The following is a 22,660-nucleotide window of genomic DNA, read 5'->3' on the forward strand; positions in this document are numbered from 1 at the left end:
GATCCGCCCGACATCCCAGGGAGTGAACGTGGCCCTCATCGTGCAGAAGTACGGCGGCTCCTCAGTCGCCGACGCAGAGAGCATCAAGCGCGTCGCCAAGCGCATCGTAGACACGCGCCGAGCGGGGCACGACGTCGTCGTCGCCGTGAGCGCGATGGGCGACACGACCGACGAGCTGCTCGACCTCGCGAACGAGGTCGCGCCGATCCCCGCTCCGCGCGAGCTCGACATGCTCCTCTCCAGCGGTGAGCGCATCTCGATGGCGCTCCTCGCCATGGCCATCCACTCGATGGGGTTCGAGGCGCGTTCGTTCACCGGCAGCCAGGCCGGCATGATCACCGACTCGCAGCACGGTGCGGCGCGCATCGTCGACGTCACGCCCGTGCGTCTGCGGGAAGCCCTCGACGAGGGGGCGATCGTCATCGTCGCCGGGTTCCAGGGTTTCAACCGCGACACACGTGACATCACCACGCTCGGTCGTGGCGGCTCCGACACGACGGCCGTCGCCTTGGCTGCGGCCCTCGATGCGGATGTCTGCGAGATCTACAGCGACGTCGACGGCATCTTCACGGCTGACCCCCGCGTCATCCCGAAGGCGCAGAAGCTCGACCACATCGGCAGCGAGGAGATGCTCGAGCTCGCCGCCAACGGCGCCAAGGTGCTCTACATCCGCGCCGTCGAGTACGCACGCCGTCACGGCGTCCTGATCCACGCTCGTTCGACGTTCTCGTCGTCCGAGGGCACATACGTTCTGGGCGAGGGCATGAAGAACCCTCGCGGAGCCGAGGGAGCAGCAGCCATGGAAGAACCGATCGTCGCCGGTGTCGCCACCGATTTCGGCCAGGCCAAGATCACCGTCGCGGGCGTCCCCGACGTTCCGGGCAAGGCCGCGGAGATCTTCAAGATCGTCGCCAAGTCCGGCGCGAACGTCGACATGATCGTGCAGAACGTGTCGGCCACCGGTCGCACCGACATCTCCTTCACGGTTCCCAAGGCCGATTCCGCTGCGGCGCTCAAGGCGCTCGCGGGAGAGCAGACCGAGGTCGGCTTCCAGAACCTCGTGCACGACGACCAGATCGGCAAGCTGTCGGTCGTGGGCGCCGGCATGCGCACGCACTCCGGTGTCTCGGCCGTGCTGTTCGAGGCGCTGTCGGCCGGCGGCATCAACATCGAGATGATCTCGACCTCCGAGATCCGCATCTCGGTCGTGCTGCGCGACACCGACCTCGCCGAGGCCGCCCGCACCGTGCACACCGCCTATGGACTCGACGGCGACGCCGAGGCGACCGTCCACGCCGGCACCGGCCGCTGAACACCGCGCGAACGGCTGGAATCTCCCCGCCTGGCTGACGGTCCGCCCGGATGCTGGCAGCCGGGCGGGAAACCTCCAGCCACACGCACCGCGTTCCGTCCACCGACCAGACGTCGGCGCCCGGTCCTCGACCGCCGCACGGCACGATAGACTCACCGAAACCCTGACATCGGCGCCAGGCGCGGCATCCGCACCCCGACGTCGCGCCCGAAGCCTCGCATGCTGCATTGCACGACGCCAAGGAACATCATGACCCGCATCTCCGACTCAGGACTCTCCGTCGCCATCGTCGGCGCCACCGGCCAGGTGGGCACCGTGATGCGCGAGATTCTCATTGAGCGATCCTTCCCGATCCGCGAGCTGCGCCTGTTCTCGTCATCGCGCTCTGCGGGCACGGCCATCGAGTTCGGCGGAGCGACGGTCATCGTCGAAGACGTCGAGACCGCGGATGCCGGGGGCATCGACATCGCCCTCTTCTCGGCCGGTGCGACCGCCAGCCGCGCCTATGCCCCGCGATTCGCCGAGGCCGGAGCCGTCGTCGTCGACAACTCCAGCGCGTGGCGCAACGACCCCGAGGTGCCGCTCGTCGTCAGCGAGGTCAACCCGCACGCGATCGATGACCGCCCTCGCGGCATCATCGCGAACCCGAACTGCACCACGATGGCCGCGATGCCGGCGCTGAAGGCACTGGATGCCGAAGCGGGCCTCGAGCGGCTCATCGTCTCGACCTACCAGGCCGTCTCCGGCTCCGGCCTCGCCGGCGCGCAGGAACTGCTCGGCCAGGTCGAGGGCGTGCTCGCCCAGGGCGACACGCTGCGCCTCGTGCACGACGGGTCGTCGATCGACTTCCCCGAGCCCGAGAAGTACGTCGCGCCGATCGCTTTCGACGTCATCCCGTTCGCCGGCAACCTCGTCGACGACGGCGAGAACGAGACCGACGAAGAGAAGAAGCTGCGCAACGAGAGCCGCAAGATCCTCGAGCTTCCCGATCTGCGCGTCGCCGGCACCTGCGTGCGCGTGCCGGTCTTCACGGGCCACTCGCTCTCGATCAACGTCGAGTTCGCCAGAGACATCACTCCTGAGCGCGCGACCGAGGTGCTCTCCGCGGCACCCGGCGTCGTTCTCGACGAGGTGCCCACCCCGCTGCAGGCCGCTGGCAAGGACCCGAGCTTCGTGGGCCGCATCCGCGCCGACCAGTCCGCCCCCGAGAACAGGGGCCTCGTGCTGTTCATCAGCAACGACAACCTGCGCAAGGGCGCGGCGCTGAATGCCGTGCAGATCGCCGAGATCCTCGCCGAGCGCCTGGTGACCATAGCCTGACCGCATCCCCGTCATGCGGAACCGGTCTGATCAGGCAGGCCCGCGTGGTCGGCAGCGCCGTGACCTCGAACTAGACTGTTCCGGTGACCGAAACCGTCGATGTCGTCTTGATCGGTGGTGGCATCATGAGCGCCACCCTGGGTACCCTGCTGCACGAATTGCAGCCGGATTGGAAGATCGTCGCCTTCGAGCGACTCTCCGATGTGGCTCAGGAGTCGTCGAACCCCTGGAACAACGCGGGCACCGGCCACGCGGCCCTCTGCGAGCTGAACTACATGCCGCAGCAGAAGGGTGCTCCACTCGACCCGGCCAAGGCCGTCTCTATCAACGAGCAGTTCCAGCAGAGCCGTCAGTTCTGGTCGTCGCTGGTCGACAGGGGAGTGCTCGACGCCCCGTCGACCTTCATCAACGCGACCCCGCACATGACGTTCGTCCGCGGTGAGAAGGACGTCAAGTACCTCAAGGACCGCTACGAGGTGCTGAAGAAGCAGCCCCTGTTCGACGGCATCGAGTACAGCGAAGACTCACGTGTCATCAACAAGTGGGCGCCGCTGCTGATGCAGCAGCGTCGCAAGGGCGAGCCGTTCGCGGCCACCCGCGTGCCCGCGGGCACCGATGTCGACTTCGGTGCGCTCACGCACCAGCTCTTCGGCCACCTCACCGCGTCGGGCGTCGAGCTGCGCACCAACCACGAGGTCAAGAGCCTGAAGAAGCAGAAGGACGGCACCTGGCTCATCAACTACCGCACGACCATCGGGCGCACGCCGAACCAGATCAAGGCTCGCTTCGTGTTCGTCGGCGCCGGCGGCTGGGCACTCAAGCTGCTGCAGCGCTCGGGCATCCCCGAGATCAAGGGCTACGGCGTCTTCCCGATCGGCGGCCAGTTCCTCAAGACCTCCAACCCGAAGATCGTCGCGCAGCACCAGGCGAAGGTCTACTCGCAGGCGTCCGTCGGTGCGCCGCCCATGTCGGTGCCGCACCTCGACACGCGAGTGGTCGACGGCGAGGCCTCGCTGATGTTCGGGCCCTTCGCGACCTTCAGCCCCAAGTTCCTCAAGAACGGGTCGATGTTCGACATCGTGTCGCAGGTGCGCCCACACAACCTGTGGCCGATGCTGCGCGTCGCCTTCGCGAACCCCGACCTCATCACCTACCTGGTGGGCGAGCTGCTGAAGAACCACGCGAAGAAGGTCGACAGCCTGCGCACGTTCATGCCGACAGCGAAAGACGAGGACTGGACCCTCATCGACGCCGGTCAGCGCGCCCAGGTCATGAAGAAGGACCCCAAGAAGGGCGGCATCCTGCAGTTCGGCACGGAGGTCGTATCCGCCGCCGACGGCTCGATCGCGGGTCTGCTCGGTGCATCGCCGGGTGCCTCCACTGCCGTGCCGATCATGCTCGATCTGCTCAAGAAGTGCTTCCCCGACGAGTACCCCGGGTGGGAGTCCGAGCTGCGTGAGCTCATCCCCACCTTCGGCGAGCAGCTGAACAAGAATCCCGAGCTGGCGGCGGAGTCCACCGCGGCGACGGCGGCCGTTCTCGGCATCAACGAGTAGCTCCCCGGTGGCGAAGCTCTACTTCCGCTACGGGGCGATGAACTCGGGCAAGTCCACCTCCCTGCTGCAGGCCGCGTACAACTACGAGGAACGCGGTCAGCATGTGCTGCTCGCGAAGCCCGCGATCGACACCAAGGGTGCGTCCGAGATAGCGAGCCGTCTCGGTGTCACCCGAGAGGTCGACTTCCTCATCGACCACGACGCCGACGCTCGGGCGCTGTTCGCTGAGTACCGAGAGTCCGTGCGCAGCGCGGCGGCGGGGGAGCATCTCTCAAGCGGAGCGCTCGACGTCGCGTGCCTCCTGATCGACGAGGCGCAGTTCCTCACGTCCGAGCAGGTCGACGACCTCTTCCGTATCGCGATCGAAGACGGCATCCCGGTGATCGCCTACGGGATCCGCAACGACTTCCTGACACACGCGTTCCCCGGTTCCGCACGGCTTCTCGCCATCGCGCACTCTCTCGAAGAGCTGAAGACCATCTGCCGCTGCGGGCGCAAGGCCGTCTTCAACGGCCGGGTGGTCGGTGGGCGCTTCGTCTTCGACGGCGATCAGGTCGCGATCGACGAGGGCGCCGACGGGTCGGTGGCGCCCGAGATCACCACCTACGAGTCGCTGTGCGGTGCGTGCTACCTCGAAGAGTCCGGCGGACGCCTGGGCTGAGAGCCTGCTGGCGCACTCGGCGCAGCGAGCTCGGTGGGTGTTCTGCGTGTGTTCTGCGCGCCCCGAAGGCGGGCTGCCGTTCACAGTTCAGCGTGAACAGCAGTGGAGCGCCCTGCCGCGGCCCGATTCGGCCTCGATCGCCGCGTTCCTGCTGACCGGTGAACAGCGATTGCGTGGTCTGACCATACGCGCTACTGTGGTCAGACCACACGCGGCGCGCCGAAGACGCAGCCGAACGCGAACAACGAGGAGAGCGGATGCCGGAACAGCCCGCCCGCGCCTGGCGCCTCGTCCTCGAGCACGTCGAGCGAGACCTCCTCGACGGCCGAATCGGCCCCGGCGACCGCCTCGCCTCCGAGCGCGACCTCGCCGCCGATCTCGGCGTCGGCCGCTCCAGTGTCCGTGAGGCCCTGCGCGTGCTCGAGGTGATGGGCCTGATCCGCACGTCGACCGGCTCAGGCCCTCAGTCGGGTGCGATCGTGATCGCCACGCCGACCGGCGGCATGTCGACGCTGCTGCGTCTCCAGGTCGCGGCGCAGGGCTTTCCGCTCGCAGATGTCGTGCAGACACGTCTGCTGCTCGAAGACGCCGTGGCCGCTGCACTGGCCGGCCAGGATTCCCCCGATCTCGCAGCCGCGCACCGGGTGCTCGAGGCGATGGACGCAGACGCGCTCACGCCCGACGAGTTCCTCGCCCTCGATGCGCAGCTGCATCTCGCGCTCGCGGAGTCCAGTGGCAACACCGTCGTCGCTGCGATCATGGCGGGGCTGCGCACGGCGATCGAGTCGTACGTGCAGCAGGGGGCCGCCGCGATCGACGACTGGGGCGACATGGCCGATGTGCTCCGCGCCGAGCACAGAGCCATCGTCGACGCCATCGCGGCCGGCGACGCGACGACCGCCCGGGCCCTCGTGCGAGCCCACATCACCGGCTACTACACCGCTGCGGGGTTGACCCGCAGCACCCGACCCACCGACTGAGAGGACACGACATGGTCCAGCGCCAGGTTCCCAACCCCGCAGAGCTTCTCGACCTGATGAAGTTCAAGAAGCCCGAGTTCAACGGCAAGAAGCGCCGTCTCGATTCGGCGCTCACGATCGACGACCTGCGCACGATCGCCAAGCGTCGCACGCCCAAGGCGGCGTTCGACTACACCGACGGTGCGGCCGAGGGTGAACTGTCGCTCACGCGTGCTCGGCAGGCGTTCCAGGATGTGGAGTTCCACCCCGGCATCCTTCGTCCGGCCCCTTCGGTCGATACCTCCGTCGACATCCTCGGCGGCCCGTCGGCGCTGCCGTTCGGCATCGCCCCGACCGGGTTCACGCGCCTCATGCAGACCGAGGGCGAGGTCGCCGGGGCCGGTGCCGCCGCCGCGGCGGGCATCCCGTTCACGCTCTCGACTCTCGGCACGACATCGATCGAGGGCGTGAAGGCGGCCAACCCGCACGGCCGCAACTGGTTCCAGCTCTACGTCATGCGCGATCGTGAGATCTCCTATGAGCTCACCCGTCGTGCGGCGGCAGCGGGCTTCGACACCCTGCAGTTCACGGTCGACACCCCGGTCGCCGGTGCGCGCCTTCGTGACAAGCGCAACGGCTTCAGCATCCCGCCGCAGCTGACCCTCGGCACAATCATCAACGCGATCCCTCGCCCGTGGTGGTGGTACGACTTCCTCACGACGCCCAAGCTCGAGTTCGCCTCGCTGAGCACCACCGGCGGCACCGTCGGCGAGCTGCTCGATGCTGCCATGGACCCGACGATCAGCTACGACGACCTCGCAGTGATCCGCGACATCTGGCCCGGCAAGATCGTGATCAAGGGCGTGCAGAACGTCGAGGACTCGATGCGGCTGCGAGATGCCGGTGTCGACGGCATCGTGCTCTCCAACCACGGAGGGCGTCAGCTCGACCGCGCGCCGATCCCGTTCCACCTCCTTCCCGAGGTTCGCAGGGCGGTGGGCGACGACTTCACCGTCATGATCGACACCGGCATCATGAACGGCGCCGACATCGTGGCGGCTGTGGCGCTCGGCGCCGACTTCACCCTCATCGGCCGCGCCTATCTCTACGGCCTCATGGCGGGTGGGCGCGCGGGTGTCGATCGCACGATCGAGATCCTGCGCACCGAGATCGAGCGCACCATGCGACTGCTGGGCGTCTCCTCACTCGAAGAGCTCGAGCCGTCGCACGTCACGCAGCTGACCCGCCTCGTGCCGGTGACGCGCACCGTCTCCGACGCGGTGGTGCGCTGACGCAGCCTTCGGTCAGGCCGCGGGCTCGGCGACACGCCGAGCCCGCGGCGGCCAGGGGATCAGCATCGACGTCGTCCGGCGGTACTCCGCGTACTCGGGATACTTGCCGGCGGTGATGGACTCGGTGAAGATCGTCGACCCGATGAACAGGATGCTGAGCAGGAACGGGCCGATGATCGTCCAGTTCAGTGCCCCTCCGACGATGCCGGCGCCCGACGCCACTGCGGCGCTCGCCCCGATCGCGTAGACGACCCACCACTGGCTCTGCTCGAAGAAGAAGTTGGGGTGACGGCTGTACCGGAAGAGCCCCTCGGTGGCGAAGCCCGGAGCCAGCGTGCCACCGGCCTGCTTCTTTCGCCGGTGGAACTCCCACTGCTCGCGGTCGGCGACCGTCTCGCCCACCAGCAGCACGAGGAAGAGGGCGCCGAAGACGAGGTCCCATGCGTTCAGGGGTGCGGGGTTCTGCAGCGCGATCTCGGCGGGAAGAGTGATCAGCACGAGCAGCGTCATCTGGTAGCCGATGATGAACAGCAGGTTGAAGATCTGGAACTGCCAGGGCTTCATCCGGTGCCGCAGGATGGCCCACCGGTAGTCCTCCATGCCGGTGTACCCGCCCTTGCGGGCGAAGTTGAAGGTCAGTCGCACGCCCCACGCGGTCACGAGGGACGCCATCAGCACCAGTCGGCCGGCGTCCTCGCCGCTCGCGATGGCCGAGCCTGCGAAGATCCACAGGTAGACGACGGGCACGATCGACCACGCGCGGTCCACCCAGGAGGTGTCGCGGGTCACGAGCGAGAGCAGCCAGCAGGCCGCGCTCGCGATGGCCGCGGTCCAGACGACGATCAGCAGCGGTTCCATACCGACATGCTAGAACTCCGCCGCGTCAGTGCGATGGAGGCGGCGGCCGGGCGTCAGAGAGTCGGCAGAAGCTCGTCGAGCTTGTCGGCGGTGTCTTCCCAGCCGTCCACGGCCACGGAGGGCACGCCGATCGCCAGCACGGGGTAGTCGTTGCCGCCTTCATCGAGCCGGTCGCCGTAGAAGAGCATCGAGGCGAGCGGGATGCTCGTGTGCTCGGCGAGCTGCTTCATGCCGAACGCCTTGTCGATGCCCGCCAAGGTGATGTCGATCGAGGTCGAGCCGCCCGATCGCACCTCGAGGTCGGGGAGTCGCGCGGCCACGGCGTCTCGCAGAGCCTCTCGTTTCGCGCCCGACGGGTCCCAGTCGTGCTTCGCGTCGCGAGGGGCCTTCTGCCCCAGGGCGGAGAACGTGACCTGAGATCCGCGGTCCTCGAGGATCGCGCCCCAGGGCTGCGCCTCCCAGAGTCCCAGGCGCTCCGCCTCTTCGCGCAGCGCGGTGAGGGCGGCCGACTTCTGCTCGGCGGTGAGGTCGTGGGCGTAGAGCGGCGAGAAGTCCGAGCCGTCGTGCCGCAGGTACCGAGTGCCGCAGGTCGGCAGCAGATGCAGTCGTGCGGCGGACTCGTCATCGATGGCTCCGAGTCGAGCGATCACCTGTGCGCGGAACTGCGTCTCGTTGCCACCCGAGATGATCGCGACATCGACCTTCTGAAGCAGCGCGAGCAGCAATGCGGCCATGCGGGCGTCGATGGGCTCTTTCGACGGGGCGAGGGTGTCGTCGAGATCGAAGGCGACGAGTGCAGGCGAGGTCATGATGCCTCCAGGGTAGACGGGCGATGCTGAGAGAAACGCGGTGCGAAGAGCAGGGTGCCTGCGATCGCGAGGGCGACTCCGATCAGGGCTCCGCCGGAGTTCGCCACCACGTCGGTGAGGGTGGCCGCACGATGGGGCAGCACGAGTCGCTGGAAGGCTTCGATCGCGAGCGACAACGCCGGTCCGAGCACGATCGCCACCGGCCAGAAGCGGCGCGGCACGAGGACGAACGCGAGGATGCCGATGGGCACGAACACCAGCACGTTGGCGATGATCTCCAGGCGGGTGAAGTCGAGAGATTCCCATCCCAGACGGTGCGCGGCCGACAGCACGAGATCGAGCAGGTTCGGCATCGCATTCTCGACGCGCTCGGGCGTGAGCGTGAGCATGGCCAGACCCAGGAAGAAGGGGATGCCGAGAGCGAGCGCGATGCCGCGGGTGAGCCGGCGCGGGGGAGGGAGCAGACGACTCACACGGTGCCTTTCACCTCGGGGCGGATACAGAGAAGGCCGCCCGTGAGGACGGCCTTCCCGTGTTACTGGTCGGGGTGACAGGATTTGAACCTGCGACCTCTTCGTCCCGAACGAAGCGCGCTACCAAGCTGCGCCACACCCCGTTTTGCAACCCTCCGAGTCTACAGCGAAATGCTCTCAGCACCGAATCGAGGCGTCAACCGCGCGCCGTCAGCGTGAGCAGCGTCGCCTCCGGGCGGCATGCGAAGCGCACCGGTGCGTAGATCGAGTGCCCGCAGCCGGCGCTGACGTTGAGCGGGACCGTGCGGTCTCCCTGCGTCCAGGTGCTGAGGCCCTTCGCCTGCTTCAGAGGGATGTCGCAGTTCGCGACGAGAGCGCCGAAGCCCGGCAGGCACACCTGGCCGCCGTGCGTGTGACCACCGAAGACCGCGTCGGCGCCGAGGTCGACGAAGCCGTTCAGCACTCGCTGATACGGCGCGTGGGTGACCCCGAGCACGGTCGTGTCGGGGCTCCGCGGTCCGAGGGAGTCGATCGCCGCCGGCAGATCTTCGAGGCGATCCCAGTCGCAGTGCGCGTCGCTCACGCCGAAGAGGTCGAGCTGGTTGCCGGCGACCGTGAGCCGCTCAGCCGCGTTGTTCAGACTCGTCCATCCGAGCTCGTCGGTGAAATAGGCGTCCATCGCATCGGTGTCGAGGAAGTTCAGCTCTCGCGGTCGCTCCGACGGCCCGGCGAAGTACCGGATCGGGTTGCGCGGCGAGGGGCCGATCACGTCGTTCGAGCCGTGCACGAAGACGCCGGGGATGCCTGCGAGAGGCTCGAAGGCCCGTCGGATGCCCGCGAGGCCGTCTCGGTGCCCCAGGTTGTCGCCCGTGTTGATGATGAGATCGGGCTTCAGCTGCGCGAGCGAGGCGAGCCAGTCCTGTTTGCGATGCTGCCACGGAGCCATGTGCGCATCCGAGATGTGCAGCACGCGCAGCGGCGCTGAGCCGGGGGCGAGAGCGGATGCCGTCGCCTCGCGCACCGTGAACAGGTAGCGCTCGATGCCGATGCCCCAGACGGCGGCCGCAGCACCAGCGGCCCCCACCGCGCCGAGCGCGATGAGGGCCGGGTGTGCCGCATGGTGCGACGTCACTTGCAGCTGACCTTGATGGAGGTGCTCTTGGTGGTCGCCGTGTTCGCTGCCGGGTCGGTCGATGTCACAGAGGCATTCTGCCCGTTGCACGATCCGTCGAAGTCGATCGATGAGAACCCTGCACCGAACAGCGCGCTCTGCGCTTCGGATTTCGACTGGCCGGTGATGTCCGGCACGGTCGCTCCCTGCCCGTTGCTCGGGGAGATCGTGATGGTCGCACCGCTCGGGGCCTGTCCGGACGGATCCTGAGCCATGATCACGTCACCTGCGGGGCCGTCGACGGCCGGGCCGACAGCGGCAGTGAAGCCCGCGGCCTCGATGATGGAGCTTGCTTCTCCGACCGTCTTGCCCACGACATCCGGGACGTCCGTGAGCACCTGTCGGACCAGCTTGTCGTCGGGCCGGGGGAACTCGCCAGCGGGGTACGCGGCGTTCGCGGCTCCCTGGATGGCTCGGGCGAGACCGTAGCGGATGTCGCCCAGCCGGGTTCCCTCTCCGTTGCGGAAGTCATTCAGCGGCACGCGGCCGTCGATGTTGCCCACCCACACCGCAGTGGTGACCCTGGTGCTCGACTCGACGAGCATCGTGTGCTCCTTCTCGGCGGTACCGGTCTTGCCGATGAGCTGGGTGCCGTCGAACGGGTTCGCCCGCGTTCCCGTGCCGTTGCCCTCCATGACGCCGCGCAGCGCGAACGCGGCGGTGGCAGCCACCTCGGGGGTGAGCTGCGGGGAGCAGTTCTGCGCAGGAGGCGTGATCTCCGCCCCGTTCTCACCGACGACCCGGTCGATCACGCGCGGCTCGCAGTAGACGCCGCCGTTCGCGACTGTCGCATAGGCGCCGGCCATCTGCAGCGGGGCCACGCTCTTCGAACCGAGGACCGTGGGGAACGGATCGTTCGGGGCGGTGTTGGAGGTGGTTCCGCCGACAGTGATGTCATCGCCGTTGCCGTAGTGGACGCCGAGTCTCTTGGCGACCTCGTTGATGTCGCAGAGGTCGAGCTGCTGCGCCATCGCGAGGAAACCGGTGTTCAGCGACTGTGCGGTGAACTGCCGCACGCTGCCCACCGAACCGCCGGAGTTGCCGAAGTTGTTGATCTTGGCGCTGTTCGTCACCCGGTCCCCGCACTTCGTGAAGGGGCTGAAGGTCTTGAGACGGCCGTCGAGGACCTGATTGACCGAGTGGCCCGACTCCAGCCAGCTCAGAAGCGTGAACAGCTTGTAGGTCGATCCGGTCTCGAACCCGTAGGTCGAGCCGCCGTGCGCCTTGTCGGCAGCGAAGACCTGCGAGGTCTCGCCGTTCGCAAGGTTCGCCTCGGTCGTCTCATTGAAGACCGTGTTCTGAGCCATGGCGAGGATGCGCCCGGTGGATGCCTCGATCGAGACCCCCGCGCCGCCGACTGCGATCCCGGGCATCGCCTGCGGAACCTGAGACCGCACGGCCTCGATCGCGGTCTGCTGCACCCGCAGGTCGAGCGAGGTGTAGATCTCCATGCCGCCGCGACGCAGGTTCGCTCGGCGCTCCTCCGCGGTGGCGCCGAAGGCCTCGTCGTTCTCGATGACGGCCTTGACGTACTGGCAGAAGTACGCGTTGTCGCCTGCGGCCCCGCAACCCTGCTGCGGCTCGCTCAGAGCCGGAGTGATCGGCGTGGCCACGGCCTCGTCATACGCGGCCTGCGTGATCTTGGCATCGAGCAGCATTCGTTCCAGGACGTAGTCCCGGCGGTCCTTCGTGTCCTTGTAGCCGTCGGCATCTCCGTTGTGCGCCACTCCGGCGTCGTCGGTCCAGATCCCGCCCGGGCGGTCGATGCGGAACCTGTTGGGCTCCTGGACCATGCCGGCGATCGTGGCGGCCTGGGCGAGGCTGAGGTTCGCTGCACTGGTCGAGAAGTAGCGGTTCGCTGCGGCCTCGATGCCGTAGATGGTGCCGCCGAAGTTCGCGATGTTGAGGTAGCCGAGAAGGATGTCGTTCTTCGAGTACTCCTTCTCGATCTTCAGCGCGTAGCGCATCTCCTGCAGCTTGCGCTCGACGCCCTCGCCGCCCTTAGCGACTGCCGCATCGAGGAAGCACTGCTCGACCTGCGTGGAGTAGTCCTCGGCTGCGGGGTCGACGTCCTGCTCGCATTCCTGCACCTGGACGTTCTTCACGTACTGCTGTGTGATCGTGGAGGCGCCCCGGTCGGTCGTGCCCGCGACGTTTCCGACTGCGGCCTTGATCGTCGCGCCGAGGTTGATTCCGCCGTGCGTGTAGAAGTTCTTGTCTTCGCTCGACAGGATCGCGTCGTACATCACCGGCGCGACCTGGTCGTAGGTGACCGGGATGCGCTTCTGCTCGTAGAACGACGCCAGCGGGACGGGGTTGCCGTCGAGGCCGGTCGCGTAGATCGTCGACTGCTGCATCGGCGTACCGACCTGGAGGTTCTCCGGGAGGTCTTCGAAGATGGTGAGGGCCTGCGACCCGGCGATACCGGTCATCGCCAGCACAGGGGTGACGCTGGCCGCGACGAGGAGACCGGCGACGGCGCTCAGCCCGACGAGTCCGAGGACTCCGCCGAGCGCACCTTTCACCGTGCGATTCTTTTGAGGCATACGCTAGATCGTAGGGGAGTTCCCTGAATACCGCCTTTGACGCAGCCGCCACCGCGGATGCCGCCAGACAGGAGAGCCATGACCACCTGGGAGTACCTCACCACCCCGCTGCTGATCCACAACACCGCTGCGATCCTCAACAACTGGGGCAAGCAGGGCTGGGAGCTCGTGCAGGTCATCCAGGGCCCCGAGGGCGGGCTCGTGGCCTACTTCAAGCGTCCGGTGTCGACGGATGCCGCAGGCAACACCGGTCTCGCGGCCGCCGCCGAGGCATCGCGTCAGTTCGAAGGCGGCGCGGCGTGAGCGTCTCCCAGCGTCTGACCGAGCTCGGCATCGAGCTTCCGGCGGTGGCAGCGCCCGTCGCCGCCTACGTTCCGGCCGTCGTCCATGAGGGACTCGTCTACACCTCCGGTCAGCTGCCGTTCACCGCGGGTGAGCTGCCCGCGACGGGCAAGGTCGGCGCCGAGATCAGCGCGGAGGACGCGAACAGCTACGCCCGCACCTGCGCGTTGAACGCCCTCGCCGCGGCCTCGGATGCCGCCGGCGGTGTCGACAGGATCGCCGGAGTGCTGCGGCTCGGCGGCTTCGTGGCATCCACCCCCGACTTCACCGGCCAGCCCGGCGTCATCAACGGTGCGAGCCTCGTGCTCGGCGAGATCTTCGGCGACGCCGGTCGCCATGTGCGCGCGGCCGTCGGCGTGCCGGTGCTGCCGCTCGACAGCCCGGTCGAGGTCGAGGTCACCTTCATCCTCGCCTGACCCTCACATGAAGAACGCCCCCTCCCGGATCGGGAGGGGGCGTTTCTGCATCCGCCCTATTTGACCTGGGCAGAGATGATGCTCATCACCGCGGTGTCTGCGAGCGTCGTGGTGTCGCCGACCTCGCGACCCTCCGCGACGTCGCGCAGCAGACGCCGCATGATCTTGCCCGAGCGGGTCTTCGGCAGCTCGCCGACGATGTACACGTCGCGGGGGCGTGCGATCGCTCCGATCTGCTCGCCGACCCAGAGGCGCAGCTGCTGAGCGAGGCCCGCGGGGTCGTGGGCCGAGAGGTAGCTCTCCTTGATGATCACGAAGGCGACGACCGCCTGGCCCGTGGTCTCATCTGCGGCGCCGACCACAGCGGCCTCCGCCGTCGCCTCATGAGCGACGAGCGACGACTCGATCTCGGCGGTCGAGAGACGGTGACCCGAGACGTTCATCACGTCGTCCACGCGTCCGAGCAGCCACAGGTCGCCGTCGTCGTCGAGGCGAGCGCCGTCGCCCGCGAAGTAGTACCCCTGCTTCTCGAACTTCTCCCAGTACGTCTCCTTGTAGCGCTCGGGGTCGCCCCAGATGCCACGCAGCATGCTCGGCCACGGCTCGGTGACGACCAGGAGGCCGCCGTTGCCGTGGCCCACCTCGGCGCCGGTCTCATCGACGACGTCGATCGAGATGCCGGGCAGCGGCACCTGTGCGGAGCCGGGCTTGGTGGCGGTGACGCCAGGAAGCGCCGACACCATGATCGCGCCCGTCTCGGTCTGCCACCAGGTGTCGACGATGGGGGTCTTGCCCGCACCGATCACGTCGCGGTACCAGATCCAGGCCTCGGGGTTGATGGGTTCGCCGACCGAGCCGAGCAGGCGCAGCGACGACAGGTCGAACTTCGCCGGGACGCTGCGGCCGATCTTCATGAACGAGCGGATGGCGGTCGGCGCCGTGTAGAAGATCGAGACCTTGTACTTCTCGATGATCTCCCACCAGCGGCCGGGGTGCGGGGCGTCGGGGGTGCCCTCGTAGATCACCTGGGTCGCGCCGTTCGCGAGCGGCCCGTACGTGACGTAGCTGTGCCCGGTGATCCAGCCGATGTCGGCCGTGCACCAGTAGACGTCGGTCTCGGGGTGCAGGTCGAACACGTACTTGTGCGAGTACGCGGCCTGGGTGAGATATCCGCCCGAGGTGTGCAGGATGCCCTTGGGCTTTCCCGTCGTTCCCGAGGTGTAGAGGATGAACAGCGGGTTCTCGGCAGGGAAGGCCTCGGCCGTGTGCTCGGGCGACGCGGCCGGAACCACCTCATGCCACCAGAGATCGCGGCCATCCTGCCAGTCGACCTCGTTCTCGCCGCGCTTGACGACGAGCACGTGCTCGACCGTCTGCTGCTCGCCGTCACCGCGGTCCGCGAGGGCCTGGTCGACAGCCGGCTTGAGCGCTGAGACGCGGCCCTTGCGGTACCCGCCGTCGGCGGTGATGACGAGCTTGGCGCCCGCATCGTCGATGCGGGAGCGCAGACTGTCGGCGCTGAAACCGCCGAACACGACCGAGTGGATGGCTCCGACCCGAGCGACGGCGAGCATCGACGCGACCGCCTCGGGGATCATCGGCAGGTAGATCGCGACGCGGTCTCCGTGACCGACGCCGAGGCCCTCGAGCACGTTGGCGACGCGCTTGACCTCTTCGGTGAGCTCGGCGTAGGTGATGGTGCGAGAGTCGCCCGGTTCGCCTTCCCAGTGCAGGGCGACGCGATCGCCGTTTCCGGCTTCGACATGGCGGTCGAGGCAGTTGTACGCCACATTCAGCTCGCCGTCGTCGAACCACTTCGCGAACGGAGGAGTCGACCAGTCGAGCACGCGGGTGAACGGCTTGTGCCATTCGAGCAGCTCGGAGGACTGCGTTGCCCAGAAGGCCTCGCGGTCGGCCGCCGCACTCTCGTACAGCGCGGGGGAGGAGACCGACTGCGCGACGAACTCCTCGGAGGGCGGGAACTGGCGGGTCTCATCGAGAAGATGATCGATCTGGCTGCTCATCGGCAGGCGCTCCTTTGCGGCGTGGCAGGTCGTGCGGGCATGAACGCGTCTCGACGCGATCAGGTCAGGGCGAATCTAGCCTCGGGCACAGACATCGCATACTGCCGAAAGTAGGTAGTCGGGTGGGTTTTGTCAGGACGGTCGCCTTGCGTACACTCGACGACAGCCGAATTTTCATTCTGGCCTTGGCGTGCCCGATTCCCCCATGAGGGACGCCGTGGGCGGCATCTCATTCCCCCCGTGAGGTGCCGCCCTCTCTTTTTCGGGAGCGCTCCCACGTCGAGGTCGCTCCTCATGCCCGTCTTCGCGACCTCCCCTGCACGCTGAGCGTCCGGAACGGGTTGCCCACAGGCACCGTCCGAGCCTCTCCATTCAGGGGCGGCGCGCTGAGCGTGGGGCCTAGCTTCAGGGGATGCCCGATCCCTTCGTCATCCAGCCGCGCGACACGTCCTCGCTCGTCGACGGCGACAGACGAGGCGTTCGCACGCCGCTGCAGGTCGATCCCGTCTTCGGCCCGCTCGCAGAGCACTGCGCTGACGAAGAGGTCACCGACATCTTCGTCAACGGCATCTCAGGGCTGTTCATCGACCGGGGGCGCGGCGCCGAGGCTGTGCGAGGGTGGAGCGCGTCCGAGCGAGAGGTTCGCGATCTCGCGGTCGCTCTCGTCGGACTTGGCGGTCGCCACCTCGACGACCAGGCACCGTGCGTCGACGTAAGGCTCGAGTCCGGCATCCGAGTGCATGCCATCCTCGCGCCGATCTCGACCTCGGGGACTGCGCTCTCGATCCGTGTGCCCCGAGTGCGCGCCGCAGATCTCGATGCGCTGGCAGCGCTCGGCGCCTTCGACGCCAGGCAGCACAGCTGGCTCCTCGGTCTGGTGGCTGAGCGCGCCAACATCCTCATCACCGGCGGCACCGGCACGGGCAAGACGACTCTGCTGTCGGCGCTGCTGTCGGCAGTGCCGACCTCCGAGCGCATCGTCACGATCGAGGATGTGGCCGAACTGCGCCCGCAGCACCCCCACCATGTCGCTCTCGAGGCGCGGCAGTCGAACCTCGAGGGCGCCGGCGGCATCAGCCTCGCACGGCTGGTCCGCGAGTCGCTGCGCATGCGCCCCGACCGTCTCGTGGTCGGTGAGTGCCGAGGCGAAGAGGTGAGAGAACTGCTGACGGCTCTGAACACCGGACACGATGGGGGCGCCGGAACCCTCCACGCGAGTGGTCTGAGCGATGTGCCTGCCCGGCTCGAAGCACTCGGCGCGCTGGCATCGATGGATGCCACGGCGCTCGCACGCCAGGCGGTGAGCGCGTTCACGATCGTTCTGCATCTCGACAGGGCGCCCGGCGGGCAGCGACGCATCGCGCAGGCGGGGGAGCTCGCGCTGACCGGCGACCGGCTGGGCATCGAGGAGGTGCGACCGTGGTGAGCGCTCGGCGGCGAGGCGCCCCTGACGGCGGAACCGACGCGGCGACGTCGGTGCAGACGCTCGCGGTGCTGCTGCAGGCGGGAGCTGTGCCGTTGGTCGCCTGGCGCCACCTCGCCTCGATCGGCGACGTGCACGCCGCGTCCGTGGTGGGTCGAGTGGACGATGGTGTCCCGCTCATCGCCGCCATCGAGGCCGAGGGGGGCCCGTGGCAAGATCTCGCTGCCGCGTGGGAGGTCGCGACGACTGTCGGGGCGCCACTGGCCGAGGTGCTGCGGATGATCGCCGAGACGCTTCGCGACGCCTCGTCCGCCGCTGACGACGTGCGCATAGCTCTGGCTGAACCGGCGGGAACCGCGCGGTTGCTCCTGTGGATGCCGTTCGCCGGTCTGCTGCTCGGCTTCGCCCTCGGTTTCGACACGCTCGGTGTCATCGTCGGGACGCCTGCGGGCGCGGCCTGCGTCGTGGCCGGGCTCCTGCTCGTGCTCGCTGCCAGAGGCTGGACGAACCGACTGCTTCGGAGCGCGCGACCCGAGCCGGGCACACCGGGCATGCAGGCGGAGCTCATGGCTGTCGCCCTCTCCGGAGGCGCGTCGATTGATCGTGCACTGCGCCTCGTCGCGGAGAGTCCGGCATCTCGTCGCGGGGACGACGCGCGAATCCGTGCGGTGCTCGAGCTGTCGCACGCCGCGGGAGTGCCCGCCGGTGAACTTCTTCGCGCCTCCGCCGGGCAGGAGCGGCACGCGTCCCGCGTCGACGGCCGTCTGCGCGCCGCGAAGCTCTCGACGAAGCTGCTGATCCCGCTCGGCGTCTGCACGCTGCCGGCCTTCCTCCTGCTGGGAGTGGCTCCGCTGCTGCTGAGCGTGCTCCTCTCGACCCCGCTGCCGCTGTGACGGCCGCCGACCACCGGATGCCCGTGCATCCGCATAGAGAAAGAAGGAACCCATGACCACCCTCCCTCCCCTCACTCAGCGCCGCTCCGCAATGCTGTTCGGAGACGACAGCGGCGCGGCAACCGCCGAGTACGCGATCACCACGATGGCCGCCGTGGCCTTCGCCGGGCTGCTCGTCGTCATCATGAGGTCTGATGAGGTGCGCGGCATCCTCACCGACCTGGTGCGTCGGGCACTCACGGTGGCGTGATGAGCGACAGTCGTGACGGCGAGCGGGGATCCGTGGCCGCCGAGCTCGCACTCGCGCTGCCGGCGGTGGTCCTCACTCTTCTGCTCGGTGCCGGCGCACTGGGCGCGGCCGCTCGTCAGGTGGCGCTCCAAGACGCGTCGGCCGACGCAGCACGCCTTCTCGGCCGAGGGGAGGACGCCGGCAGGGCATCGCACGCAGTCTCGACCGCGGTTCCCGGCGCCGGAATGTCGAGCAGCTCATCCGGCGATCTCGTCTGTGTGAAAGCGCACGCCGACGTCGCGATCGGCGGCTTCATCCGAATCCCGCTGCAGGCGTCCAGCTGCGCGCTCGCCGGAGGGCTCTGATGTCGAACGTCGCAGGGGCGGGCAGCTGATGGCGGGCTCTGCTCTCGCGGCGGGGGTTCTCTCGGTCGCGACGGCGCTCTCGCTGGGGCTCGCCGCAGTCGGGGGAGCAGCGGTCACAGCGCAGCGGGCCGCCGGAGCCGCCGACGCCGCGGCGCTCGCCGCAGCCGACGCGGCCCGTGGCGCGATCGCCTCGACCGACGACCCGTGCGCGCTTGCCGCGCGGGTCGCGGCGGCCTCAGGCGCGACCCTCACCGAGTGTGCCGTCGAGGGCTTCGTGGCGACTGTGCAGGTGAACGCGGCGTACGCTGGACTCGCTGCCGTCTCCCGAGCCCGTGCTGGGCCACCCGAGGGATCCTGACGGCGGCACGAAGCACTTTCCGGCGAAAATGCAGGCGACCACTGTGACCAACCCATCACGGCGGTGTGTATGGTGTGCTTCGAAGAAAGGACGCTCCCTTGGCTGAAGGCAAGAAGCTCGTCATTGTCGAGTCCCCGACGAAGATGCGGTCGATTCAGGGATACCTCGGCGACGGCTATGAGGTGCTCAGCTCTGTCGGCCACATCCGCGACCTCGCAGATAAGAAGGACATCCCCGCCGCTGACAAGCAGGCGTACGGGAAGTACTCGATCGACGTCGACAACGACTTCGACCCCTACTACGTCGTCTCCGATCGCAAGACGAAGACTGTCGCCGAGCTCAAGCGTGCGCTCAAGACCGCCGACGAGCTCCTGCTCGCCACTGATGAGGACCGCGAAGGCGAGGCCATCGCCTGGCACCTGCTCGAGACTCTGAAGCCGAAGGTCCCCGTCAAGCGCATGGTCTTCCACGAGATCACGAAAGACGCGATCCAGGCGGCCATCGGCAACACCCGTGAGCTCGACACCGACCTCGTCGACGCGCAGGAGACCCGCCGCATCCTCGACCGGCTTTATGGCTGGGACGTCTCGCCCGTTCTCTGGTACAAGGTCAAGACGGGCCTGTCTGCCGGACGCGTGCAGTCCGCCGCCACCCGCATGATCGTCGAGCGGGAGCGCGAGCGCATGGCGTTCGTGTCGGCCGAGTACTGGGACGTCGAGGCGCTCGCCTCGTCGTCGGCAGGATTCAAGGTGCGTCTGGTGCGAGTCGACGGCGGCCAGCTCGCCCGAGGCACCGACTTCGACGACAACGGAAAGCTCAAGAAAGCCGTCGTCATCCTCGACGAGAAGCAGGCTGCAGAGCTCGCACTCGCCGTCGACGCCGCCGGCGCAGGCTCCGTCACCAAGGTCGAGGCGAAGCCCGGAACCCGCAGCCCCTACGCGCCGTTCACCACCTCCACCATGCAGCAGGAGGCTGGCCGCAAGCTCTCGATGAGCGCCAAGCAGGCGATGAGCGTCGCGCAGCGGCTGTATGAAAAGGGTTACATCACCTATATGCGAACCGACTCGGTCGCGCTGAGCACCCAGGCCGTGCAGGCCGCGCGCAGTCAGGCCGTCGCGCTCTACGGCGACACCGCGGTTCCGCTCAAGCCTCGCGCCTACAAGTCGAAGAGCAAGAACGCGCAGGAGGCGCACGAGGCGATCCGTCCCTCGGGCGAGAACTTCCGCACCCCGAAGTCCGTCTCCTCGGAGCTGGACCGCGAGGAGCACCGTCTCTACGACCTGATCTGGAAGCGCACCGTCGCCAGCCAGATGGCCGATGCCAAGTACGAGACCACGACCGTCACCATCGCAGTCGACGCCGCAGGCCGCAACGCCGAGTTCACCGCATCCGGCACCGTGTACACCTTCAAGGGGTTCCTCGAGGCGTACGAGGAGGGGCGCGACGAGAAGCGCAACGACAAGGATGCCGACGAGAACCAGTCGCTCCCGATCGTCGCGGTCGGCGATGAGCTGCGCATGTCGGATTCCGAGGCCAAGGGTCACCGCACGACCCCGAAGCCCCGCTTCACCGAAGCGTCACTCGTCAAGGCGCTCGAGGAGCACGGCATCGGCCGTCCCTCGACCTTCGCCAGCATCATCGGCACGGTGATCGACCGTGGCTACGCGACCAAGCGCGGCCAGGCCCTCGTGCCGACATGGCTCGCCTTCAGTGTCGTGCGCCTGCTCGAAGAGCACTTCGCCACCCTGATCGACTACGACTTCACCGCCGCACTCGAAGACGACCTCGACGCGATCGCCCGAGGCGAGCAGAAGCGCGTCGAGTGGCTGCGTTCCTTCTATTACGGCTCTGATTCGCACGTCGGCCTGCGCCAGACCGTCGACAATCTCGGCGAGATCGATGCGCGGGCTCTCAACTCCACACCCATCACCGACACCGCCACACTGCGTTTCGGCAAGTACGGTCCCTACCTCGAGGTCGCGAACCCCGAGGCGCCGGACGAGAAGCCGCGCATCGTGAACGTGCCCGAAGATCTGGCGCCAGACGAGCTGACCGCTGCCAAGGCGCAGGAGCTCATCGACGCGCCGGTCGCCGGCGACCGTGTGCTGGGCACCAACCCGGAGAACGGCAAGATCGTCGTCGTCAAGGACGGCCGCTTCGGACCCTACGTGCAGGAGAACGACCCGGTGTCCGAGGACGCCGCCGTCGACGAGGCGACCGGTGAGGTCGTCGAGGCCCCCAAGCCCAAGCGGGGAGCGAAGAAGGTCGCGGCGCCCAAGCAGCGCACCGCCTCGCTGTTCCGTTCGATGTCGGTCGACACGATCGACCTCGACACCGCCCTGCAGCTGCTCAGCCTGCCGCGCGTCGTCGGAGCCGACCCGGAGACCGGCGAGGAGATCACCGCACAGAACGGCCGGTTCGGTCCGTACCTGAAGAAGGGCACGGACTCCCGCTCGCTCGAGAGCGAGTCGGAGATCTTCGACGTGACGCTCGAGAAGGCGCTCGAGATCTACTCGCAGCCGAAGTACGGCGCAGGTTCCCGCCGCGCGTCCAGTGCGCTCGCCGAGTTCGAGGCCGATCCCGTCAGCAACAAGCCGATCCGCATCCGCGACGGGCGCTTCGGTGCCTATGTCACCGACGGCGAGACGAACGTGACGATCCCTCGCGGGCAGAAGGTCGAGGACGTCACGTTCGAGATCGCCGTGCAGATGCTCGCCGACAAGCGTGCCAAGGGTCCGGCTCCCAAGCGCGGTGCGGCCGCGAAGAAGGCACCTGCCAAGAAGCCCGCCGCCAAGAAGCCGGCAGCCAAGAAGGCGCCGGCCAAGAAGCCTGCGGCGAAGAAGGCCCCGGCCAAGGCGACTGCGACGGATGCCGAGAAGGCCGCCGCACGGTCGGCAGCAGCCAAGAAGGCCGCGGCGACACGTGCAGCGAACGCCGCGAAAAAGGCCGGTTCGTGACATCAGGCCCCGGAATCTGGATCACCCTCGAGGGCGGAGACGGATCGGGCAAGACCACCCAGTCGAACCTCCTCGCGCAGTGGATGACGGAGACAGGGCGAACCGTCGTGCGCACCCGCGAGCCGGGTGGGTCCGAGGTCGGCCAACTGATCCGCGACATCGTGCTGCACCACCGAGGGGACATCGCGCCGCGTGCCGAAGCTCTTCTCTACGCCGCCGACCGCGCACATCACGTCGCCACGGTCGTCCGACCTGCTCTCGCGCGTGGCGAGGTCGTGCTGCAGGACCGCTATCTCGACTCGTCGGTCGCCTACCAGGGCGCAGGCCGCGTGCTCGACGGCGACGAGATCCGCAACCTGTCGCTGTGGGCCGCGGAGGGCGCACTGCCCGACCTCACCGTGCTGCTCGACCTCGACCCCGAGTCGGCGCGCGTGCGACTCGACTCGGCTGACAAGCCCTTCGACCGACTCGAGGCGGAGAAGACCGAGTTCCACGCGCGGGTCCGCGACGCGTTCCTCGCCCTGGCGCAGGCCGAACCCGAGCGGTTCCTGGTTCTCGACGCCGCAGCAGCACCCGAGATCATCGCCGAGCAGATCCGCGAGCGGGTCGCGACGCTGATCGGCTGAGCCGCCCGCACGGCATGTCGCCTGCCTCACGAGCCCCGTGCATCCGGGGGCGGTTGCCGCGGACGTCGGT

21 protein-coding genes and 1 tRNA gene are annotated in these 22,660 nt (G+C 68.1%); 15 read left to right on the plus strand and 7 right to left on the minus strand.

Going from position 1 to position 22,660, the window contains the following annotated elements:
- The first annotated feature begins 28 nt into the window (after positions 1–28).
- The 6 genes from RQG82_RS13495 (at position 29) to RQG82_RS13520 (ending at position 7,100) form a co-directional block, all read left to right on the plus strand.
- A complete protein-coding gene (locus RQG82_RS13495; RefSeq protein ID WP_311259572.1) occupies positions 29–1,312 on the plus strand; it encodes an aspartate kinase in 1,284 nt (427 codons plus the stop codon).
- Positions 1,313–1,561: 249 nt separating this feature from the next.
- Positions 1,562–2,632, plus strand: a complete 1,071-nt coding sequence (locus RQG82_RS13500) for an aspartate-semialdehyde dehydrogenase (RefSeq protein WP_311259573.1) — start codon at positions 1,562–1,564, stop codon at positions 2,630–2,632.
- An 83-nt stretch (positions 2,633–2,715) separates the two neighbouring features.
- Positions 2,716–4,188, plus strand: coding sequence for a malate:quinone oxidoreductase (locus RQG82_RS13505; RefSeq protein WP_311259574.1), 1,473 nt, complete (start codon positions 2,716–2,718; stop codon positions 4,186–4,188).
- 7 nt (positions 4,189–4,195) lie between these two features.
- Complete coding sequence (locus RQG82_RS13510) at positions 4,196–4,849, plus strand: thymidine kinase (protein ID WP_311259575.1); 654 nt, start codon at positions 4,196–4,198, stop codon at positions 4,847–4,849.
- Positions 4,850–5,106: 257 nt separating this feature from the next.
- A complete protein-coding gene (locus RQG82_RS13515) occupies positions 5,107–5,829 on the plus strand; it encodes an FCD domain-containing protein (protein ID WP_311259576.1) in 723 nt (240 codons plus the stop codon).
- An 11-nt stretch (positions 5,830–5,840) separates the two neighbouring features.
- Complete coding sequence (locus RQG82_RS13520) at positions 5,841–7,100, plus strand: alpha-hydroxy acid oxidase (protein ID WP_311259577.1); 1,260 nt, start codon at positions 5,841–5,843, stop codon at positions 7,098–7,100.
- A gap of 12 nt (positions 7,101–7,112) precedes the next feature.
- Here the strand turns inward: RQG82_RS13520 and RQG82_RS13525 are convergent, their stop codons facing one another.
- The 6 genes from RQG82_RS13525 to RQG82_RS13550 all read right to left on the minus strand — a co-directional run bounded on the left by RQG82_RS13525 (position 7,113) and on the right by RQG82_RS13550 (position 12,957).
- Positions 7,113–7,958: a DUF1295 domain-containing protein gene (locus RQG82_RS13525; protein ID WP_311259578.1), complete on the minus strand. Its 846-nt coding sequence runs from the start codon at positions 7,956–7,958 to the stop codon at positions 7,113–7,115.
- A 53-nt stretch (positions 7,959–8,011) separates the two neighbouring features.
- Positions 8,012–8,767, minus strand: a complete 756-nt coding sequence (locus RQG82_RS13530; protein ID WP_311259579.1) for an HAD-IIB family hydrolase — start codon at positions 8,765–8,767, stop codon at positions 8,012–8,014.
- A complete protein-coding gene (locus RQG82_RS13535) occupies positions 8,764–9,240 on the minus strand; it encodes a VanZ family protein (RefSeq protein WP_311259580.1) in 477 nt (158 codons plus the stop codon). The genes RQG82_RS13530 and RQG82_RS13535 overlap by 4 nt, the downstream gene beginning before the upstream one ends.
- A 66-nt stretch (positions 9,241–9,306) precedes the next feature.
- Positions 9,307–9,383: transfer RNA gene (locus RQG82_RS13540), tRNA-Pro, on the minus strand.
- A 53-nt stretch (positions 9,384–9,436) separates the two neighbouring features.
- Positions 9,437–10,372 (minus strand): metallophosphoesterase, encoded by a 936-nt coding sequence (locus tag RQG82_RS13545; RefSeq protein WP_311259581.1) that lies wholly within the window; start codon positions 10,370–10,372, stop codon positions 9,437–9,439.
- Positions 10,369–12,957 (minus strand): transglycosylase domain-containing protein, encoded by a 2,589-nt coding sequence (locus RQG82_RS13550; RefSeq protein WP_311259582.1) that lies wholly within the window; start codon positions 12,955–12,957, stop codon positions 10,369–10,371. Before RQG82_RS13550 ends, RQG82_RS13545 begins: the two co-directional genes overlap by 4 nt.
- A gap of 78 nt (positions 12,958–13,035) precedes the next feature.
- Here RQG82_RS13550 and RQG82_RS13555 point away from each other — a divergent pair, with 78 nt between their 5' ends.
- Both RQG82_RS13555 and RQG82_RS13560 read left to right on the plus strand, forming a co-directional pair.
- Positions 13,036–13,260 carry a hypothetical protein gene (locus RQG82_RS13555; RefSeq protein WP_311259583.1) on the plus strand — a complete coding sequence of 75 codons (225 nt, stop codon included), beginning with the start codon at positions 13,036–13,038 and terminating at the stop codon, positions 13,258–13,260.
- On the plus strand, positions 13,257–13,715 hold the full coding sequence (locus RQG82_RS13560) for a RidA family protein (protein ID WP_311259584.1): 459 nt from the start codon (positions 13,257–13,259) through the stop codon (positions 13,713–13,715). The genes RQG82_RS13555 and RQG82_RS13560 overlap by 4 nt, the downstream gene beginning before the upstream one ends.
- A gap of 56 nt (positions 13,716–13,771) precedes the next feature.
- Here the strand turns inward: RQG82_RS13560 and acs are convergent, their stop codons facing one another.
- On the minus strand, positions 13,772–15,739 hold the full coding sequence (gene acs, locus RQG82_RS13565; RefSeq protein ID WP_311259585.1) for an acetate--CoA ligase: 1,968 nt from the start codon (positions 15,737–15,739) through the stop codon (positions 13,772–13,774).
- Positions 15,740–16,151: 412 nt separating this feature from the next.
- Between acs and RQG82_RS13570 the strand changes: the two genes are divergently transcribed.
- The 7 genes from RQG82_RS13570 (at position 16,152) to tmk (ending at position 22,590) form a co-directional block, all read left to right on the plus strand.
- On the plus strand, positions 16,152–17,165 hold the full coding sequence (locus RQG82_RS13570; protein ID WP_311259586.1) for a TadA family conjugal transfer-associated ATPase: 1,014 nt from the start codon (positions 16,152–16,154) through the stop codon (positions 17,163–17,165).
- Positions 17,162–18,055, plus strand: a complete 894-nt coding sequence (locus RQG82_RS13575; RefSeq protein WP_311259587.1) for a type II secretion system F family protein — start codon at positions 17,162–17,164, stop codon at positions 18,053–18,055. Before RQG82_RS13570 ends, RQG82_RS13575 begins: the two co-directional genes overlap by 4 nt.
- 52 nt (positions 18,056–18,107) lie before the next feature.
- Positions 18,108–18,305, plus strand: coding sequence for a DUF4244 domain-containing protein (locus RQG82_RS13580; protein ID WP_311259588.1), 198 nt, complete (start codon positions 18,108–18,110; stop codon positions 18,303–18,305).
- Positions 18,305–18,649: a TadE family type IV pilus minor pilin gene (locus RQG82_RS13585; RefSeq protein WP_311259589.1), complete on the plus strand. Its 345-nt coding sequence runs from the start codon at positions 18,305–18,307 to the stop codon at positions 18,647–18,649. Before RQG82_RS13580 ends, RQG82_RS13585 begins: the two co-directional genes overlap by 1 nt.
- A 28-nt stretch (positions 18,650–18,677) precedes the next feature.
- Positions 18,678–19,007, plus strand: a complete 330-nt coding sequence (locus tag RQG82_RS13590) for an Rv3654c family TadE-like protein (RefSeq protein WP_311259590.1) — start codon at positions 18,678–18,680, stop codon at positions 19,005–19,007.
- 98 nt (positions 19,008–19,105) lie between these two features.
- Entirely contained in the window at positions 19,106–21,964 is a 2,859-nt protein-coding gene (gene topA, locus RQG82_RS13595) for a type I DNA topoisomerase (protein WP_311259591.1), read from the plus strand.
- Positions 21,961–22,590: a dTMP kinase gene (gene tmk / locus RQG82_RS13600; protein ID WP_311259592.1), complete on the plus strand. Its 630-nt coding sequence runs from the start codon at positions 21,961–21,963 to the stop codon at positions 22,588–22,590. The genes topA and tmk overlap by 4 nt, the downstream gene beginning before the upstream one ends.
- The last annotated feature ends 70 nt before the right edge of the window (positions 22,591–22,660 follow it).

It is taken from the genome of Microbacterium sp. WCS2018Hpa-9 (genome assembly GCF_031843745.1).
Lineage (GTDB): Bacteria > Actinomycetota > Actinomycetes > Actinomycetales > Microbacteriaceae > Microbacterium.

Bases quoted from the DNA above. Each gene is read 5' to 3' on its own strand.
- acs (WP_311259585.1), bottom strand. From the start codon at position 15,739: ATGAGCAGCCAGATCGATCATCTTCTCGATGAGACCCGCCAGTTCCCG.
- RQG82_RS13500 (WP_311259573.1), top strand. From the start codon at position 1,562: ATGACCCGCATCTCCGACTCAGGACTCTCCGTCGCCATCGTCGGCGCC.
- RQG82_RS13515 (WP_311259576.1), top strand. From the start codon at position 5,107: ATGCCGGAACAGCCCGCCCGCGCCTGGCGCCTCGTCCTCGAGCACGTC.
- RQG82_RS13570 (WP_311259586.1), top strand. From the start codon at position 16,152: ATGCCCGATCCCTTCGTCATCCAGCCGCGCGACACGTCCTCGCTCGTC.
- RQG82_RS13550 (WP_311259582.1), bottom strand. From the start codon at position 12,957: ATGCCTCAAAAGAATCGCACGGTGAAAGGTGCGCTCGGCGGAGTCCTC.
- RQG82_RS13590 (WP_311259590.1), top strand. From the start codon at position 18,678: ATGGCGGGCTCTGCTCTCGCGGCGGGGGTTCTCTCGGTCGCGACGGCG.
- RQG82_RS13555 (WP_311259583.1), top strand. From the start codon at position 13,036: ATGACCACCTGGGAGTACCTCACCACCCCGCTGCTGATCCACAACACC.
- RQG82_RS13580 (WP_311259588.1), top strand. From the start codon at position 18,108: ATGACCACCCTCCCTCCCCTCACTCAGCGCCGCTCCGCAATGCTGTTC.
- RQG82_RS13530 (WP_311259579.1), bottom strand. From the start codon at position 8,767: ATGACCTCGCCTGCACTCGTCGCCTTCGATCTCGACGACACCCTCGCC.
- RQG82_RS13585 (WP_311259589.1), top strand. From the start codon at position 18,305: ATGAGCGACAGTCGTGACGGCGAGCGGGGATCCGTGGCCGCCGAGCTC.
- RQG82_RS13520 (WP_311259577.1), top strand. From the start codon at position 5,841: ATGGTCCAGCGCCAGGTTCCCAACCCCGCAGAGCTTCTCGACCTGATG.
- RQG82_RS13525 (WP_311259578.1), bottom strand. From the start codon at position 7,958: ATGGAACCGCTGCTGATCGTCGTCTGGACCGCGGCCATCGCGAGCGCG.